The 15,413-nt window shown below is 71.9% G+C and carries 11 protein-coding genes; all 11 read right to left on the bottom strand.

Annotation, left to right across the window (positions count from 1 at the left end; all coding sequences use genetic code 11):
- Positions 1–86: 86 nt before the first annotated feature.
- The gene (locus tag AB0877_RS25635) at positions 87–2,198 is read right to left on the bottom strand and encodes a ThuA domain-containing protein (RefSeq protein WP_366612034.1); all 2,112 of its coding nucleotides are present in this window, start codon (positions 2,196–2,198) and stop codon (positions 87–89) included.
- Positions 2,199–2,273: 75 nt separating this feature from the next.
- Positions 2,274–5,132: a PQQ-dependent sugar dehydrogenase gene (locus AB0877_RS25630; RefSeq protein WP_366612033.1), complete on the bottom strand. Its 2,859-nt coding sequence runs from the start codon at positions 5,130–5,132 to the stop codon at positions 2,274–2,276.
- Between the two features lie 218 nt (positions 5,133–5,350).
- Complete coding sequence (locus AB0877_RS25625; protein WP_366612032.1) at positions 5,351–6,418, bottom strand: polyprenyl synthetase family protein; 1,068 nt, start codon at positions 6,416–6,418, stop codon at positions 5,351–5,353.
- Entirely contained in the window at positions 6,415–7,830 is a 1,416-nt protein-coding gene (locus AB0877_RS25620) for a nucleotide pyrophosphatase/phosphodiesterase family protein (protein ID WP_366612031.1), read from the bottom strand. Before AB0877_RS25620 ends, AB0877_RS25625 begins: the two co-directional genes overlap by 4 nt.
- On the bottom strand, positions 7,827–9,026 hold the full coding sequence (eboE, locus tag AB0877_RS25615) for a metabolite traffic protein EboE (protein ID WP_366612029.1): 1,200 nt from the start codon (positions 9,024–9,026) through the stop codon (positions 7,827–7,829). The genes AB0877_RS25620 and eboE overlap by 4 nt, the downstream gene beginning before the upstream one ends.
- On the bottom strand, positions 9,026–9,883 hold the full coding sequence (locus tag AB0877_RS25610; protein ID WP_366612027.1) for a TatD family hydrolase: 858 nt from the start codon (positions 9,881–9,883) through the stop codon (positions 9,026–9,028). The genes eboE and AB0877_RS25610 overlap by 1 nt, the downstream gene beginning before the upstream one ends.
- Positions 9,884–10,492, bottom strand: coding sequence for an EboA domain-containing protein (locus tag AB0877_RS25605; protein ID WP_355009792.1), 609 nt, complete (start codon positions 10,490–10,492; stop codon positions 9,884–9,886).
- A 20-nt stretch (positions 10,493–10,512) separates the two neighbouring features.
- Complete coding sequence (locus tag AB0877_RS25600; protein WP_366612024.1) at positions 10,513–11,439, bottom strand: sugar phosphate isomerase/epimerase family protein; 927 nt, start codon at positions 11,437–11,439, stop codon at positions 10,513–10,515.
- Positions 11,436–12,395, bottom strand: a complete 960-nt coding sequence (locus tag AB0877_RS25595; RefSeq protein WP_366612023.1) for an SCO3242 family prenyltransferase — start codon at positions 12,393–12,395, stop codon at positions 11,436–11,438. Before AB0877_RS25595 ends, AB0877_RS25600 begins: the two co-directional genes overlap by 4 nt.
- Positions 12,379–13,545, bottom strand: coding sequence for an inositol-3-phosphate synthase (locus tag AB0877_RS25590; protein WP_366612022.1), 1,167 nt, complete (start codon positions 13,543–13,545; stop codon positions 12,379–12,381). Before AB0877_RS25590 ends, AB0877_RS25595 begins: the two co-directional genes overlap by 17 nt.
- A 646-nt stretch (positions 13,546–14,191) precedes the next feature.
- Entirely contained in the window at positions 14,192–15,400 is a 1,209-nt protein-coding gene (locus tag AB0877_RS25585) for a Gfo/Idh/MocA family oxidoreductase (protein ID WP_366612020.1), read from the bottom strand.
- Between the last annotated feature and the right edge of the window lie 13 nt (positions 15,401–15,413).

The following is a 15,413-nucleotide window of genomic DNA, read 5'->3' as shown; positions in this document are numbered from 1 at the left end:
GCCGGCAGTTGCAGGACTGACCGCGCCCGCGGCGGCGGCCGGGTGCCTAGGCCGGCGACGCCGTCGGCCCTCCAGGGGTTACCTGGTTAGGGCAGGATCCACTTCTGGTTGGCTGCGTTGAGGCAGGTCCAGAGGTGTACGGGGGTGCTGTCGGCAGAGTTGTTGCCGGAGACGTCGAGGCACTTGCCCGACGACGGGTTGCGCAGGGTGCCGTCGGACGCAGCCGCCCAGTTCTGCGCCCCGCTGCCGTTGCAGGTCCAGAGCTGGATCTTGGTGCCGTTGGCGGTGCCGCTGCCGTTGACGTCCAGGCACTTGCCGAGCGCCCTGATCGTCGAGTTCGGCGTCACGGTCCAGGTCTGCGAGGCGCTGCCGTTGCAGGTGTAGAGCTGGATCTGGGTGCCGTCGGCGGTGCCGCCGTTGCGCACGTCCAGACACTTGCTGGCCAGACCCTTGATCGGGCCCACCCCGGTGCTGCTCGTGCCCTTGACCAGGGTGAAGTCGTCCAGGTCGAAGAGCCCCGTGCCGCTACCGGTGAAGGTGAGGTAGAGGTTCTGGGTGCTGGACGGGACGTTGGACAGCGTGGTGGTGACGTTGGCGTAGGTGTCCCAGCTACCGGTGTTGGGCACCGCCACCGAGCCGAGCACCGGGCCGGTGGCCGAGCCGGTGCGCACCTGGATGGTGCCGCCCGCGCCGCCGGAGACGACCCGGGCGGTGAACGAGGTGACCCCGGCCAGGTTGACCCCGTTGTACGCGGCCCAGTCGCCCGGCTCGATGTAGCCGAGGGTCTGCCCACCGTTCGCGCCCGCCTTGGTGAACGCGGAGACCCCGTTGGCGGAGCTGAACGCCTCGGCCTGGATCGTGGTGTTGCCGGTCGGCGGCGGGGTGCCGCCCAGCTCCTTGATCCGGATGTTGCGGAAGTAGGCGTCGTCACCGGTGCCGTGGTTCTGGATGCCGATGTGGCCGGCCAGCGACCGTACCGGGTTGGTGTTGGTGAAGTCGTTGATCTTCACGCCGTTGAGGAAGACCTGTAGCCGCTCGCCCTCGACCAGCAACTCGTACGTGTTCCACTCCCCCGGCGCGTTGAGCGCCGCGTCGCGGGCGGCGATGTCGGCGGACTTGAAGGTGTAGACCGCCCCGGTGGTGCGGTCCGCGGCGTCGGTGGCGTCGATCTGGACCTCGTAGCCGTTGTCGATCGCCGACCAGGGGTCACTCGACGGCGGGAAACCGATGAAGATGCCGGAGTTGTCGTCCCCGGCGAGCTTCCAGTCCAGCTTGAGCGAGTAGTTGGTGAACTGCTTCGCGTTGTACCAGAACAGCCCCATGCCGCCGACGGAGGTCAGGGTGGCGTCGGTGTTGGTGAAGCTGCCCGGGCCGGCCTGTGACCAACCGGCCGTCGAGCCGTTGTACAGCGGGGTGTAGCCGGTCTCGGGCCGGCAGTCGGCCTTGCTCCGGCCGGAGGCGTACCGGATGCCGCCGAGCAGGTGGTTGCGGAACCCCGCCTCGGCGTACGACGCCTGGGTGTGCCCCGCGCCGGTGTAGAAGGACCGACCGCCGCTGTAGCTCTTGCACCAGCTCAGCGGGTGGTCGGCACCCATTCCGCCACCGGAGTACGACGACTCGTCGAGCGTGGCGAGCACGTGCGCGGTCGACCGGGGGTTGGTCCGGTAGTTGTACCACTCGTCGGTGCGGGTCCAGGTCTGCGGCAGGTGGCCGGTCGCCGCGTGACCCCGGTCCTCCACCTTGATGTTGGCCTGCTGGATCGCCGGGTGCGAGTTGAACAACGCGCCCACCAGGTTGCCGTAGAACGGCCAGTCGTACTCGGTGTCGGCTGCGGCGTGCACACCCACGTATCCGCGGCCCGAGCCGATGTACGACTCGAAGGCGGTCTGCTGGCTGGCGTTGAGCACGTCGCCGGTGGTGTTGAGGAAGACGACGGCCTCGTACTGGTTGAGGTTGCTGGTGGTGAACGCGGCGGCGTCCTCGGTCGCGGTGACCGTGAAGTTGTTCGCCGCGCCCAGGTCCCGGATGGTCTGGATGCCGACCGGGATCGCGTCGTGCCGGAAACCGGCGGTCTTGGAGAAGACCAGCACGTCGTACGGGGCGTCGGCGGCGCTGGCCGGGGTGGCCGGGGTGGTGCAGGCGATGACGGCGAGTGCGGCCATGGCCGCACCGAGGACGGGTCGCAGACGTCTGCGCATATCGCTCTCCTAACTGCGGTTAGGAGGGGCCCCTCGCCTCACACTAGGCGTGCCGAGGGGCCCCCACCTGTCAGCTCAGGGCAGGATCCACTTTTGGTTGGCGGCACCGCTGACGCAGGTCCAGAGGTGGACCGCGGTGCTGTCGGCGGAGTTGTTGCCGGAGACGTCGAGGCACTTGCCGGACGCCGGGCTACGCAGGGTGCCGTCGGCCTGGGCCACCCAGTTCTGTGCGGCGGTCCCGTTGCAGGTGTAGAGCTGGATCTTCGTGCCGTCGGCGGTGCCGGCAGCCGCGACGTCCAGACACTTGCCCAACGACTTGATCGTCGAGTTCGGCGTCACGGCCCAGGTCTGCGCCGCGCTGCCGTTGCAGGTGTAGATCTGGATCTGCGTGCCGTCGGCGGTGGCGGCGTTGCGCACGTCCAGGCACTTGCCGGCAAGACCCTTGATCGGCCCGGCCCCACCGGCCGGGGGCGTCCCGGTGACGAAGGTGAAGGCGTCCAGGTCGTAGAGCGCCCCGGTGCCCGACCCGGCGAAGGTCAGGTAGAGCGTGGTCGTGCCGGTGGGCGGGTTGCTGATCGTCCCGGTGACGGTGGTGAAGGTTTCCCAGCCGCCGGTCACCGGGACCGTGGCCGAGCCGAGCACGGTGCCGGTGGCCGAGCCGGCCCGCACCTGGAGGGTGCCGCCGGCGCCCGCCGAGGAGACCCGGGCGTTGAACGAGGTCACGTTGCCCAGCCGGTACGGCTGGAACGCGATCCAGTCGCCGTTGTTGATGTCGCCGACGGTCTTGCCACCCTCGGCCGGGGTCTTGCTGAACACGTTGATCCCCGACGAGGTGCCGTAGAACTCGGCCTGGCGGTGCCGCGGCGGCAGCGTGTGCTGGGTGTGCGTGGTCAGCCCTCCGGCGTCGGTGTACTCGGCGTCGAAGATCGCGAAGATGTTCGCCGCGTCGTCGTGCTCACCGTCGACCGGGATGGTGATCGAGCCGGAGCAGCCGGTCTTCGAGGTGATCTGGTGCCCGTGCTGGTCGTGGCCGAGCACGTAGGTCATCTTGACCTTCGTGCAGTCGATGGTGCCGTCCTCCGGGTCGGTCACCGTGATGCTGTACGGCACCGTGTCGCCGAAGCCGAACAGCTGACCGTTGCCCGGGTTGTTGATCGTGACGGTGGGCGCGGTGTTGCCGACGCTGATCTGCACGCTGCTGCTGCCGGTGGCGCCCTGCGGGTCCCGCACGGTCAGCGTGGCGGTGTAGGTGCCGTTGGCGCTGTAGGTCTTCGTCGGGTTCGCGGCGGTCGAGGTGGTGCCGTCACCGAACGCCCAGGCGTAGGTCAACGTGCCGCCCTCGGGGTCGGACGAGCCGGCCGAGGAGAACGTCACAGCGAGCGGGGCCGCGCCGGAGGTGCGGTTGGCGCTGGCCTTCGCGGTGGGCGCCCGGTTGCCGCCGCCGACGTAGTCGAAGCGGTAGAGCGCGGAGTTGGCGTCACCGTTGAAGTAACCGGTGCCGTAGTCGAGGACGTAGTAGGCGCCGTCCGGGCCGAACGCCGAGTCCATCACCTGCTTGCCGACCCAGGGGAAGGTGTCGATGGTGCCCCGGGAGCCGTCGGAGTTGACGTGGATCGGCTTGATCCAGCCCCGGCCGAACTCGGTGGCGAAGAACTGCCCGTCGAACGACTGCGGGAACTTGGTGGTGGAGGTCGACGAGGCGTTGTACCGGTAGACCGGGCCGCCCATCGGCGACTCGGAGCCGCCGCCGAACTCGGTCGGGGTGCCGGCGTCACCGGCGTACCGGATCCAGGCCGGTTGGGCCGGCGGCAGGGTGGTCAGGCCGGTGTTGCGGAACGAGTTGTTGGTCGGCCCGCCGGTGCAGTTGTACTTCGCGCCGCTGGCGCTGGTCGCGAAGTCGAACTCGTTGTACGTCTCGGTGCTGGTGTTGGTGCCGGTGCAGTACGGCCAGCCGTAGTTGCCCGGTGCCGCGACCCGGTTGAACTCCACCTGCCCGGACGGTCCGCGGGTGGAGCTGGTGGAGCCGGCGTCCGGCCCGTAGTCACCGACGTAGACCACGCCGGTGGCCTTGTCCACGCTGATCCGGAACGGGTTGCGGAACCCCATCGCGTAGATCTCCGGCCGGGTCCTGGCGGTGCCGGGGGCGAAGAGGTTGCCCGACGGGATGGAGTAGGTGCCGTTGGCGTTCACCTTGATCCGCAGGATCTTGCCGCGCAGGTCGTTGGTGTTGCCGGCGCTGCGCTGCGCGTCGTACGCGGGGTTGCGGTTGGTCCGCTCGTCCAGGGGCGAGTAGCCGGACGACTCGAACGGGTTCGTGTCGTCGCCGGTGGACAGGTAGAGGTTGCCGGCGGCGTCGAAGTCGATGTCACCGCCGACGTGGCAGCACACGCCCCGGCTGGCCGGGACGTCGAGCACGTCGACCTTGCTGGACTGGTTGAGCGTGAAGTCCGAGTTGAGGGTGAACCGGGAGAGCCGGTTGACGCCGTCGAAGGCCGAGAAGTCGGTGCCGGTGGCCGGCGCGTCGCCGCCGGGGGTGGAGAGCGGCGGGGCGTAGTAGAGGTAGATCTGGCGGTTGCTGGCGAAGCCCGGGTCGATCCCGACGCCCTGCAACCCCTCCTCGTCGTGCGTGTAGACCGAGACGGTGCCGATCACCGAGGTGGTGCCGTTGGCGTCGGTACGGCGCAGGGTGCCGTTGCGGGCGGTGTGCAGGACCGAGCGGTCCGGCAGCACTGCCAGCGACATCGGCTCACCCATGTCGGTCACGCCGCGAGCCAACTCGACCTGCTGGAAGTCGCTGGCGACGATCGTGTGTGCCTGGGCGGGGGCCGAGCCGGCGGCGACGGTGACGGTGCCGGCGGCGACCGCCAGCAGCAGCGCGGATCCGGCGGAGAACCATCGTCGGGACCGTTGTCGGGGAGCGTCTTTCATTGACATCTGTGCTGTCCCTTCCTGACGTGTGACTGCCAGGCCGGGCGCGCGCCGTCGCGCCGGATGCCGTAGCGGTGGTGAGGGGTCGATGGGTTACCGCGCCGCCGGTTCACCCTGACGAAACATGTTCGTGTTGGTCACGACACTAAGTCGCACGTGTCGATGTGTCCATACCTTCCGGCAGTTCAGCATCAACTTTTGTCGATTTGATCGAAAGTCGCCGGTCAGGCGCGTCGGTCGATCGCCTGCCCGGCCAGCGCAACCAGGGCCGCGCGGGCCTCGTCGGCCACCACGGCGTTGCGCAGGGCGGCGAGCGCCGCCTCGGTCCGGACCCGGATCATCTGCTCGATCCGCTCCCGCGCGCCGGTCGCCTCGATGATCTCGCGCAGTTCCGCCGCGCCCTCGGCGTCCAACGCCGGGTTGCCGAACAGCTCCCGCAACCGGACGGTCTGCGGCCGGTCGGCGGCGCTGCGGGCCAGCGCCATCATGACCGTGGGCTTGCCCTCACGCAGGTCGTCCAGGACCGACTTGCCGGTCACCGCCGGGTCACCGAAGACGCCCAGGACGTCGTCGCGGAGCTGGAACGCGTCACCCAGCGGGTCACCGAACTCGCCCAACGCGGCGATCAGCTCCGGCCCCGCGCCGGCCAGGGCCGCACCGATCTGCAACGGCCGGGTGACCGTGTAGCGGGCTGCCTTCATCCGGATCACGGTGAGCGCGCTGGCCACCGAGCCGTCGCCCACCCCGGAGACCAGGTCCAGGTACTCCCCCGCGATCACCTCGGTACGCATCAGCGCGAACACGCCGTACCCCCGGTGCACCTGCTCGGTGCTCAGACCGCACTCGTGGAACATCTGATCCGACCAGGCCGCGCAGAGGTCCCCGCAGAGCAGCGCGGTGTTGCGGCCGTACGCCTCGGGGTCACCGCGCCACGACGAGCGGGCGTGCAGGTCGGCGAAGAGCCGGTGCACCGACGGCTCACCCCGGCGGCGGTCGCTGCCGTCCAGGATGTCGTCGTGGATCAGCGCGAACGCGTGGAACAGCTCCAGGGCCGCCGCGGCCACCACGATCGGGGTGCCGTCGGGCGCTCCCGCGCCGCGCCAACCCCAGTAGCAGAAGAGCGGCCGTAACCGCTTGCCACCGGCCAGCACGAACCGTTGCAGCGCGGTGAACACGCCCCGCGGCGCCCCGTCCGGCCAGTCCGGGCCCTGCCGGCTGAGGAAACCGGCCAACTCCGCGTCGAAGCGTGCCCGCAGTTCACTGGCGTCGGTGGGCGCGACGGTGACCGTCATGTCCGCTCCCCCGAGCCACTCGCACCGTCGACGCCTAATCCGGCCAGCTCCAGCAGCAGCGCCTTGACCTCGGTCGCCGCGATCTTGTCCCGGGCCGCGGTCGGGTCGGAGCAGAGCAGCACCGGGCCGTCGGCCGGGTCGTCCGGCAGCCGCCCGTGCGAGCCCCGCACCGCTTGCGCACCGGCGTCGAGGCCGACAGCGCTCATCAGGTACCGCATGCCGAGCTTCTTGCGGGCCAGGGCGACCCCGGCCCGAGCCTTCGCGGCACCGGGGTTGGCCGGGTCGAAGAACAACTCCGCCGGGTCGTAGCCGGGCTTGCGGTGGATCTCCACCAGCCGGGCGAAGTCCGGTGCGTTGGCGTCGTCCAGCCAGTAGTAGTAGGTGAACCAGGCGTCCGGCTCGGCCACCAGCACCAGCTCACCGGCGCGCGGATGGTCGAGCCCGTGCGCGGCCTTGCCCTCGGCGTCGAGCACCTCGGCCACCCCGGGCAGGCCGGCGCAGAGCTTCGCCACCGCCGGCACGTCGGCCGGATCCTTGACGTAGACGTGCGCGATCTGGTGGTCGGCGACGGCGAACGCCTTCGACGTCCACGGGTCGAGGTACTCCATGCCCGCCTGGGTGTGCACCCGCAACAGGCCCTCAGCGCGCAGCAACCGGTTGACGTCCACCGGCCGGGACACGTCGGTGATGCCGTACTCCGACAGCACCACCACTGTGGCGTCCCGGGCCCGGGCGGCGTCCAGCAGCGGGCCGAGCACCGCGTCCAGCTCGGCTGCCGCCGCGGCCGCCTGGGCCGACGAGGGGCCGAAGCGTTGCAGGTCGTAGTCCAGGTGCGGGACGTAGACCAGGGTCAGGTCGGGTGACACGTCGGCGAGGATCTGCTCGGCCGCCTCGCAGATCCACTTCGACGACGGCAACCCGGCGGTCGGCCCCCAGTAGGTGAACAGCGGGAAGGTGCCCAGCCGCCCGGTGAGCGCGTCGTGCAGCTCCGGCGGGTCGGTGTAGCAGTCCGGTTCCTTGCGCCCGTCGGCGTAGTAGACCGGGCGTGGCGTCACCGTCCAGTTGACGTCGGCGCCCATGGCGTACCACCAGCAGACGTTGGCCACCGTGTAGCCGGGCTCGGCCCGGCGGGCGGCCTGCCAGAGCTTGTCCCCGCCGACCAGCGCGTTGTGCTGCCGCCACAGCAACACCTCGCCCAGCTCCCGGAAATACCACCCGTTGCCGACGATCCCGTGCCCGCTGGGCTGTTCGCCGGTGAGGAAGGTGGACTGCACCGAGCAGGTCACGGCGGGCAGCACGGTGCCCAGCTCGGCCCGGAAGCCGCCGTCGGCCACCCCGCGCAGTCGAGGCATGTGGGCCAGTAGTCGGGGTGTCAACCCCACCACGTCGAGGACCACCAGTCGCCGGCTCATCGCGTCACTCCCATGCTCACGGTTCGCTCTGCGGTCAGGCCGAGGCCGACCAGTTCGTCCCGGGCGAAGGCCAGCTCCGCGGCGATGCCGGCGGACAGCTCTCCGTCGGTGCCGGGCCGTCGTGCGGCCGGCAGCACCCCCCAGGTGTACGTCTCGACGTCGAGGTGGTCGCAGCCGGCGGTCGGGCCGTCGAAGAGCGCTCTCAGGGCTGCGCGGAGCACCGGCAGGGTCGAGCCGAGCGGCTCCTCGGGTGGGGCGTGCAACGGCACGTGGTAGTGCACCCGCCACGGCCCGGGCAGCGCCCGGTCCAACGCCTCGTCCAGGTCGTCGGCCGCGTACGTCGGCTCAGCCGGGTCGGCCAGACCGGCGCAACCGGCGCCCCGGGTCTGGTGCAGGAAGCGCGGCTCCACCCAGCGGCGCAACGCCTCGGCGTCGCGGGCCGGGTCGGCGGCCTCGACGGCGGCCGACACCTGCACCTTCACCACCGGCAGTCCGGCCGCCCGCAGTCGGTCCAGCGCCTCGGCCGGCTCCTCCCAGGCGCAGGCCAGGTGGGCGAGGTCGACGCAGACACCCAGCCGTTCGGTGTCCATCCCGGACAGCAGCGCGGCCGCCTGACCGGTGCTCTCCACCACGCAGCCGGGCTCGGGCTCGAAGGCGACGCGCACCTCACGGCCGGTGTCGCGCTGCACGTCGGCCAGGCCGGCGGCGAGCTGGTCCAGTCGGCGTCGGGCCGCGTCCGCCCGATCGGTGTCCCACGGTTGACGCCAGGCCAGCGGCAGCGTGGAGATCGAACCCCGGGCGGCGTCGTCGGGCAGCAGGTCGGCGAGGACCCGGGCCAGGTCCAGGGTGTAGGTCAGGCGCTGCTCGGTGGTCCAGTCCGGGTGGTACACGTCCTGCTTGACCACCGGGGCCTGGAAGGCCGCGTACGGGAAGCCGTTGAGGGTGACCACCTCCAGGCCACGCGCGTCCAGCTCGGTGCGCAACCGGCGGCGTAGCGTCTGGTCGGCGGCCAGCTCGGCGGCGACCGGGGCGGCCAGCCACAGGCCGAGCCCGAGCAGGTCGCTGCCGAGCGCCTCGCGGACCGGCACCGCGTAGGTGTCCAGTTGACCGAGGATCCCGGCGAGATCCTCGGCCGGGTGCACGTTGGTGCAGTAGCCCAGGTGGACGGTCTCACCGCCGGCATGTCGCAGCCGCATCAGCTGCCGCCCCGCAGGATCGAGTTGCCGGTCTGCGGGTCGACGGCGGCGGCGGCGTCCAGGTCGCTGAGGTCGAGTCGCCCCGACTGCCCGTAGAACTCCACCGGGTTTCGCCACAGCACCTTGTCGACGTCGTCGTCGCTGAAGCCGGCGGCGAGCATCGCCTCGCCGGTGGCTCGGGTCAGCAGCGGATCGGAGCGCCCCCAGTCGGCTGCCGAGTTGACCAGCATCCGTTCCGTGCCGTACTCCCGCAGCAACTCCACCATCCGCTGCGGCGTCATCTTGGTGTCCGGGTAGATGGAGAAACCCAGCCAGCAGCCACTGTCGCGGACCAGCTTCACCGTCACCTCGTTGAGGTGGTCGACCACCACCCGCCCCGCCTCGATGCCGGACTCGGCGACCACGGCGAGCGTCCGCTCACAGCCGCGCGCCTTGTCCCGGTGCGGGGTGTGCACCAGCGCCGGCAGCTCGTACGCCACCGCGAGGGCGAGCTGCGCCGCGAACGCCTCGTCCTCCTCGGGCGTCATCGAGTCGTACCCGATCTCGCCGACCGCCACCACCGCGTCCTTGTCCAGGTAGCGGGGCAGCAGGTCGAGGACCGGCCGGCAGCGCGGGTCGTTGGCCTCCTTGGGGTTCAACGCGATGGTGGCGAAGTGGCGCACCCCGAACTGCGCGGCCCGGAACGGCTCCCAGCCGATCAGCGAGTCGAAGTAGTCGGTGAACGAGGCGGCGCTGGTGCGCGGCTGACCCAGCCAGAACGCCGGCTCCACCAGCGCGCGCACTCCGGCGGCGGCCATCCGTTCGTAGTCGTCGGTGGTGCGTGAGGTCATGTGGATGTGGGGGTCGAAGATGCGCATTCACGCCTCCCGGGGCAGTGCGGCGGTGAGCCGGTCGAGCAGGTCGGTGGCGTCGGCGGGCAGGTCACGGCCGGCGGCGTGTCGTTCCGCGGCCAGCGCGGCGAGCATGGCGGTCAGCTCGCTGTCGGCCCGGGAGTCCAGGTCGGCCACCCCGGCCAGGGGTACGCCGCTGAACACGCACTTGAGCACCGCCTGCCGCCAGGCGGCCTGGTCGAGGTGCCGGGCGTAGGGGCCGAGCGCGGCGGCGACCAACCGGGTGTCGTTGGTCCGGATCGCGTCGTGCAGCAACGGGACCGCGTCGGCGCCGATCGGCAGCAGCGGCAGGGCGCGCAGCACTGCTCGTCGTTCGGCCGCGTCACCGTGCTGGTAGAGGCGCTCGGCGTACGCCGCGTGCTCGCCGGGCAGGCTGGTGAGCAGCAGCACCCGGGCCGCGTCGTCGGCGGTCCAGCCGGGGGCGTCGGGCAGCGCGGCCCGCCCGCAGCGTCGGCCGACGGCGGGAAAGAGCCGGGTGATCGCGGTGGGCTCGGTGGTGACCCGGCGCAGCGCCGTGTCCAGCCAGTCGGGATCGGGTACGCCTCCCAGCGCGGCCCGCAGTGAATCCGGTGTCATCCCGTCTCCTCCCCATGTTGCTACGCAGGCACTCCAGGAATGTCTGCCGGCAGTTCGTCCTTCGTGCGGCCGGCCAGTGCGGCGGCCCGCAGGAACTCGATCGACCGGCCGGCCACCGCCGGTGCGGCGTGCGAGTCCCGGGGCAGCTCCACGGCGACCAGACCGCGGTAGCCGGCGTCGCGCAGCGCGGCCAGCACCGGCGGAAAGTCGATCTCGCCGACGCCGAACTCCAGGTGCTCGTGCACGCCCCGGCGCATGTCGTCGATCTGCACGTTGACCAGGTGGTCAGCCACCTCGGCGACGCACTGCGGCACCGGCCAGGGCTCCAGGCACCGACAGTGACCGATGTCGAGGGTGATGCCGAAGCGGGCCGGGTTGTCCAGTGCGGCGTGCAGCCGACGCCAGTCGGCGATGTCCTGCACCAGCATGCCCGGCTCCGGTTCGAAGCCGAGGGTGACCTCCGCGGTGTCGGCCGCGTCGACCACTGTGGCGCAGCCGGCCACCAGCCGGTCCCAGGCGCACTGCGGTGACACCGACTCGGGTCGGACACCGGCCCAGAACGAGACCGCCTCCGCGCCCAGGTCGGCGCCGATCCGCACGGCCCGGCGCAGGAACTCGATCCGCCGGGTCGGGTCGTCGTGCAGCAACGTCGGGGCGTGCTTCTGCCACGGGTCGAGCAGATAGCGGGCGCCGGTCTCGATGACCACCGCCAGGCCCAGCGACTCCAACCGTCGACCGACAGCGGCGACCCGGCGGGTGAGCCCGGGCGCGAACGGGTCCAGGTGGTCATGGTCCAGGGTGAGCGCCACCCCGTCGTAGCCGAGGTCGGCGATGACGGCGAGCGCGTCGTCGAGGCGGTGGTTGGCGAACCCGTTGGTGCCGTACCCGAGGCGCAGCGTGGTGGCGTCGGCGGCCGGCGCACCGGGCCGTGGCTCGGGAACGCTCATGTCGGGGAGACCTTCCGGGCCAGCCGTCGACCCAGCGGCGCGGCCGCCGCGACGGCCACCCCGAGCAGACCTGCGCCACCGCGTGCGGTGAGCGCTCCCTGGAGGGCCGGCAGCCCGGTGATCCCGGCGCCGACGGCCGCGCGGACCCGCCCGGCCGACGGGTCCCGGACAACCTCGGCCTGGGCCGCGCCGTAGCGGGCGGCGTACCACCCGGCCAGCACCGCGGGCAGCAGCGCCGCGATCGTGGCCGAACGGCTCCGCCCGGCGCGCCCGCCGGTCTCGTCGACGGTCTCGGCCCGGTCGGTGGCCCCGGCGGGCTTCGCGGTTCGCCGGGCTGCGTGCCGGGCGCCCGGCACGGCGACGACGGCACTGGTGGCGACCAACGCGGTGCCGGCGAGAGTGCGCATCGGCAGGGTGGCGTCGGCGCCGGTGACCTCGCGGCGGGACAGCGCGGTGACCGTCCAGGTGTGCGCGGCGACGGTGGCTGCCGCCGGCAACGCCCGGCTCATCCGGCCACCGGACGCGCCGAGCAGCACGTCCAGCCCGCGGCAGGCGGCCATCACGGCCGGGCCCGCCGCGGTGTTCTTGGCCAGCAGGTCGTACCCCCAGATGGTGGCGGCCAGCGGCACGGCGAGCGCGGCGGCGCGGCGGCCGCCCACGGCGGCGGCCAGGCCCACGCCGGCGGCCGTGAGGCCCGCCGCGAGACCGACCGCGGCGGCCGGCGTGACCCGCCCGCTCGGGATCGGCCGCTCGGGCCGTTCCTCGGCGTCCAGACCCCGGTCGGACCAGTCGTTGGCGGCCATGCCGGCCCAGTAGAGCAGCACCGACGCGCCGGCCAGGGCGGGGGTACGCGGGCTCAGCGCGCCCGCCGCCGCGGCCCCGGCGATCACGTCGCCGGGCACCGAGAGCGCGGCCGGCGCCCGGACCAGCTCGGCGAGATCAGCCAACGTTGTCATGATCACCGTCGCTCCCGTCGTGCAGTTGCCGGGTGAAGGCGGTCAGCCGGGCCCACTGCTCGCCCAGTGAGTGGGTGGGCGTGCCCAACGGGTCCTTGAAGAAGAAGCCCAGGTCGGCCAGCGGCCCCACCTGCCCGGCGGCGTGCGCGGCGGCGGTGAGTCGGGCCAGGTCGAGGACCAGCGGCGCGGCCAGCGCCGAGTCGCAACCGTGCCAGGTGAACTCCATCCGCATGCCGGTGCCGAGGAATCCGCTGAAGGTGATCAGGTCCCAGGCGGTCTTGAAGTCGCCCAGCTCCTCGACGTACTCGATGCGGGTGCCGCCCTGCGGGACGTAGCCCAGCGTCTCGCCGAGCACCCGCTGCTTGCTCTGCACCTTCGCCGCGTTCGCGGCCGGGTCGGCGAGGGTGGCGCCGTCGCCACCGCCGAGCAGGTTGACCCCGGACCAGGAGCCCACTGCCAGGTTGCGCATCGCGAACATCGGCGCGAGCACCGACTTGACCAGGGTCTCCCCGGTCTTGCCGTCGTGCCCGGCGTACGGCAGTCGGGCCTCCTCGGCCAGCGCGGCCAGCGCCGGCAGCCGCAGCCCGGTGGACGGGGTGAAGTCGACGTACGGGCAGCCGGCGAGGACCGCGGCGTACGCGTAGAGAGAGCTGACCGGCAGCACCTCGTCCGGACCGTCGAGGGCGGCGCGGAGCGCGGCCGGGTCGGCGTGCGCGGGGTGCGGTCCGGGAGCCGGCTCGGTGGCGGAGACGTTGACCACCACCACCCGGTCCAGCTCGTGCCGCTCGCGGAAGCTGGTCAGGTCGCGGACCACGGCTTCGGCCCGCTCGGCCTGGGTGTCGCCGACCGGTGCGGGGCGCAGCTCCTGCTCGACCACGCCCAGCTCGTCGCGGAGCGCGGCGACCAGCCGCCAGGGGATGACACCGGCGTCCGCGAGGGCCTCGGCGCGCTTGCACAGCGGAGTGGTGGCCAGGTCGTGTCCGCCGAAGACCAGGTCGGTGAAGGCCGGCAGGGCCGGGCCGCGCAGCTCGGGAAGCTCGGTGACGCAGCCGGTGGGCCCGGCCAGGCCGGCCCGCAGCGCGAGCCCCCCGACGATGCTGGTGGTCGCGACGGAACCGCGCGCTCCTACCAGCCAGACACCTGTTCGCATGGTGCTCCTTCCCCATTTCCGAGGAACCGTCGGTACCGCTAAATATAGGAATATCAGAATATGTTTCGGAAAGATACGGCCCGGTTTCGGAAAAGTTTCGGGCCGGGTGGAGTGGGCCCCGTCCGCTCGCCCCGCACCGGAACAGCACCGGCTTCCGACGTCGGCGTCGGCGGCGACGACGCCGGACCGGATCCCGGGTGGTGCGAGCAGACGGGGCTGGTAGGCAGGGTCGGGTCGGCGTCTCGACCCTGCCTCCCCCGCATCCGGCCGGTCGGGGCACTGGTGTGCCCCGGCCGGGCGTCTCAGGCCGCCGCGCCCACCGGAACACCGACCGAACCACTACCCGCCGGGAATCGGCGAGCGGATGCGGTAGGGGCGGGGGCGGCGGCGGGCGGTGTCATTCAGGTCCTCCGGAGGTCACCGGTGGTGGCGGTCCTCCGGTGCGGCCGGGGAATCCCGGTCCGGTCGCACCGGACGACCGTCCTGCTCGTGCGCCACCGGGCCGTGGGGCCCGGCTGCACGCTCTCCGAAGCCGACCTCTGTCCCGGCCACGGGGCGCAATCCGTGGCTGGTCCCTCGCCGGTCGGCTCCGGAAAGCCGGTCGGGCGATGGCGGTGCGGACACCGCCGTCGCGGATGGTCGATGGTCAGACAGCCGCCGCGGTCAGCGTCGGTTCCACCTCGGCCCACGAGGAGCCGAGCTCCGCCGACCGGGCCACCGCGTCCAGCACCAGCTGGACCTGCAACGCGTCGGCGAAGGAGGGAGTCGGGTCGACACCGGTGGCGACCGCCTCGATGAAATCGCGCATCTCGTGCGTGAACGAGTGCTCGTAGCCGATGATGTGGCCCGGAGGCCACCACGCCGACATGTACGGGTGCTCGCCCTCGGTCACCAGGATGCGGTTGAAGCCCTGCTCCACGGCCGGACGGGTCGCGTCGTAGAACTCCAGCTCGTTGAGCCGCTCCAGGTCGAAGACCACACTGCCCAGCGAACCGTTGATCTCGACGCGCAGCGCGTTCTTCCGGCCGGTCGCGAAGCGACTCGCCTCGTACGTGGCCAGGGCGCCACCGTCGAGTCGCGCCACGAAGACCGCGGCGTCGTCGACGGTGACCGTCCCGGTGGGCGCCGCGTGGCCGTCCACCGAGGCCGCCAGACCGCTCGACTCGGCGGGCAACGGCCGCTCCTTGACGAACGTCTCGGTGACCGCGCTGACGCCGCTGATCCGCTGACCCGTGACGAACTGGGTCAGGTCGATGATGTGCGCACCGATGTCACCGAGCGCGCCGGAGCCCGCCCTGTCCTTCTGCAACCGCCAGACCAGCGGGAACTGCGGGTCCACGATCCAGTCCTGCAGGTACGTGGCACGGACGTGTCGAATCACCCCGAGCCGTCCGTCGGCGACCAACTGGCGCATCATCGTGACCGCGGGGACCCGGCGGTAGTTGAACCCGCACATCGACCGCACTCCGGCGGCCCGGGCGACGTCCGCCGCAGCGGTCATCGCCCGTGCCTCCTCCACCGAGTTGGCCAACGGCTTCTCGCACAGGACGTGCTTGCCCGCGGCCAACGCGGCGAGAGCGATCTCGGCGTGACTGTCGCCCGGTGTGCAGATGTCGACGACGTCGATGTCATCCCGGTTGATCAGGTCACGCCAGTCGGTGGTGTACGCGTCCCAGCCGAGTGTGTCGGCGGCGTCCGCCACCTTCGCTGTGTCTCGGCCGCAGATCAACGCCATCCGGGCCCGCGTCGGCAGGTCGAACACGCGGTTCACGGTGCGCCACGCCTGTGAGTGCGCGGCGCCCATGAACGCGTAGCCGACCATGCCGACCCGCAGTTCTTTGTCTGTCGTGGACAAGGTGGGTCTCCCC

The sequence above is a fragment of the Micromonospora sp. NPDC047644 genome (assembly GCF_040704315.1).
In the GTDB taxonomy this organism is placed as follows: domain Bacteria; phylum Actinomycetota; class Actinomycetes; order Mycobacteriales; family Micromonosporaceae; genus Micromonospora.
This window is presented reverse-complemented; position numbering and strand designations above follow the sequence as displayed.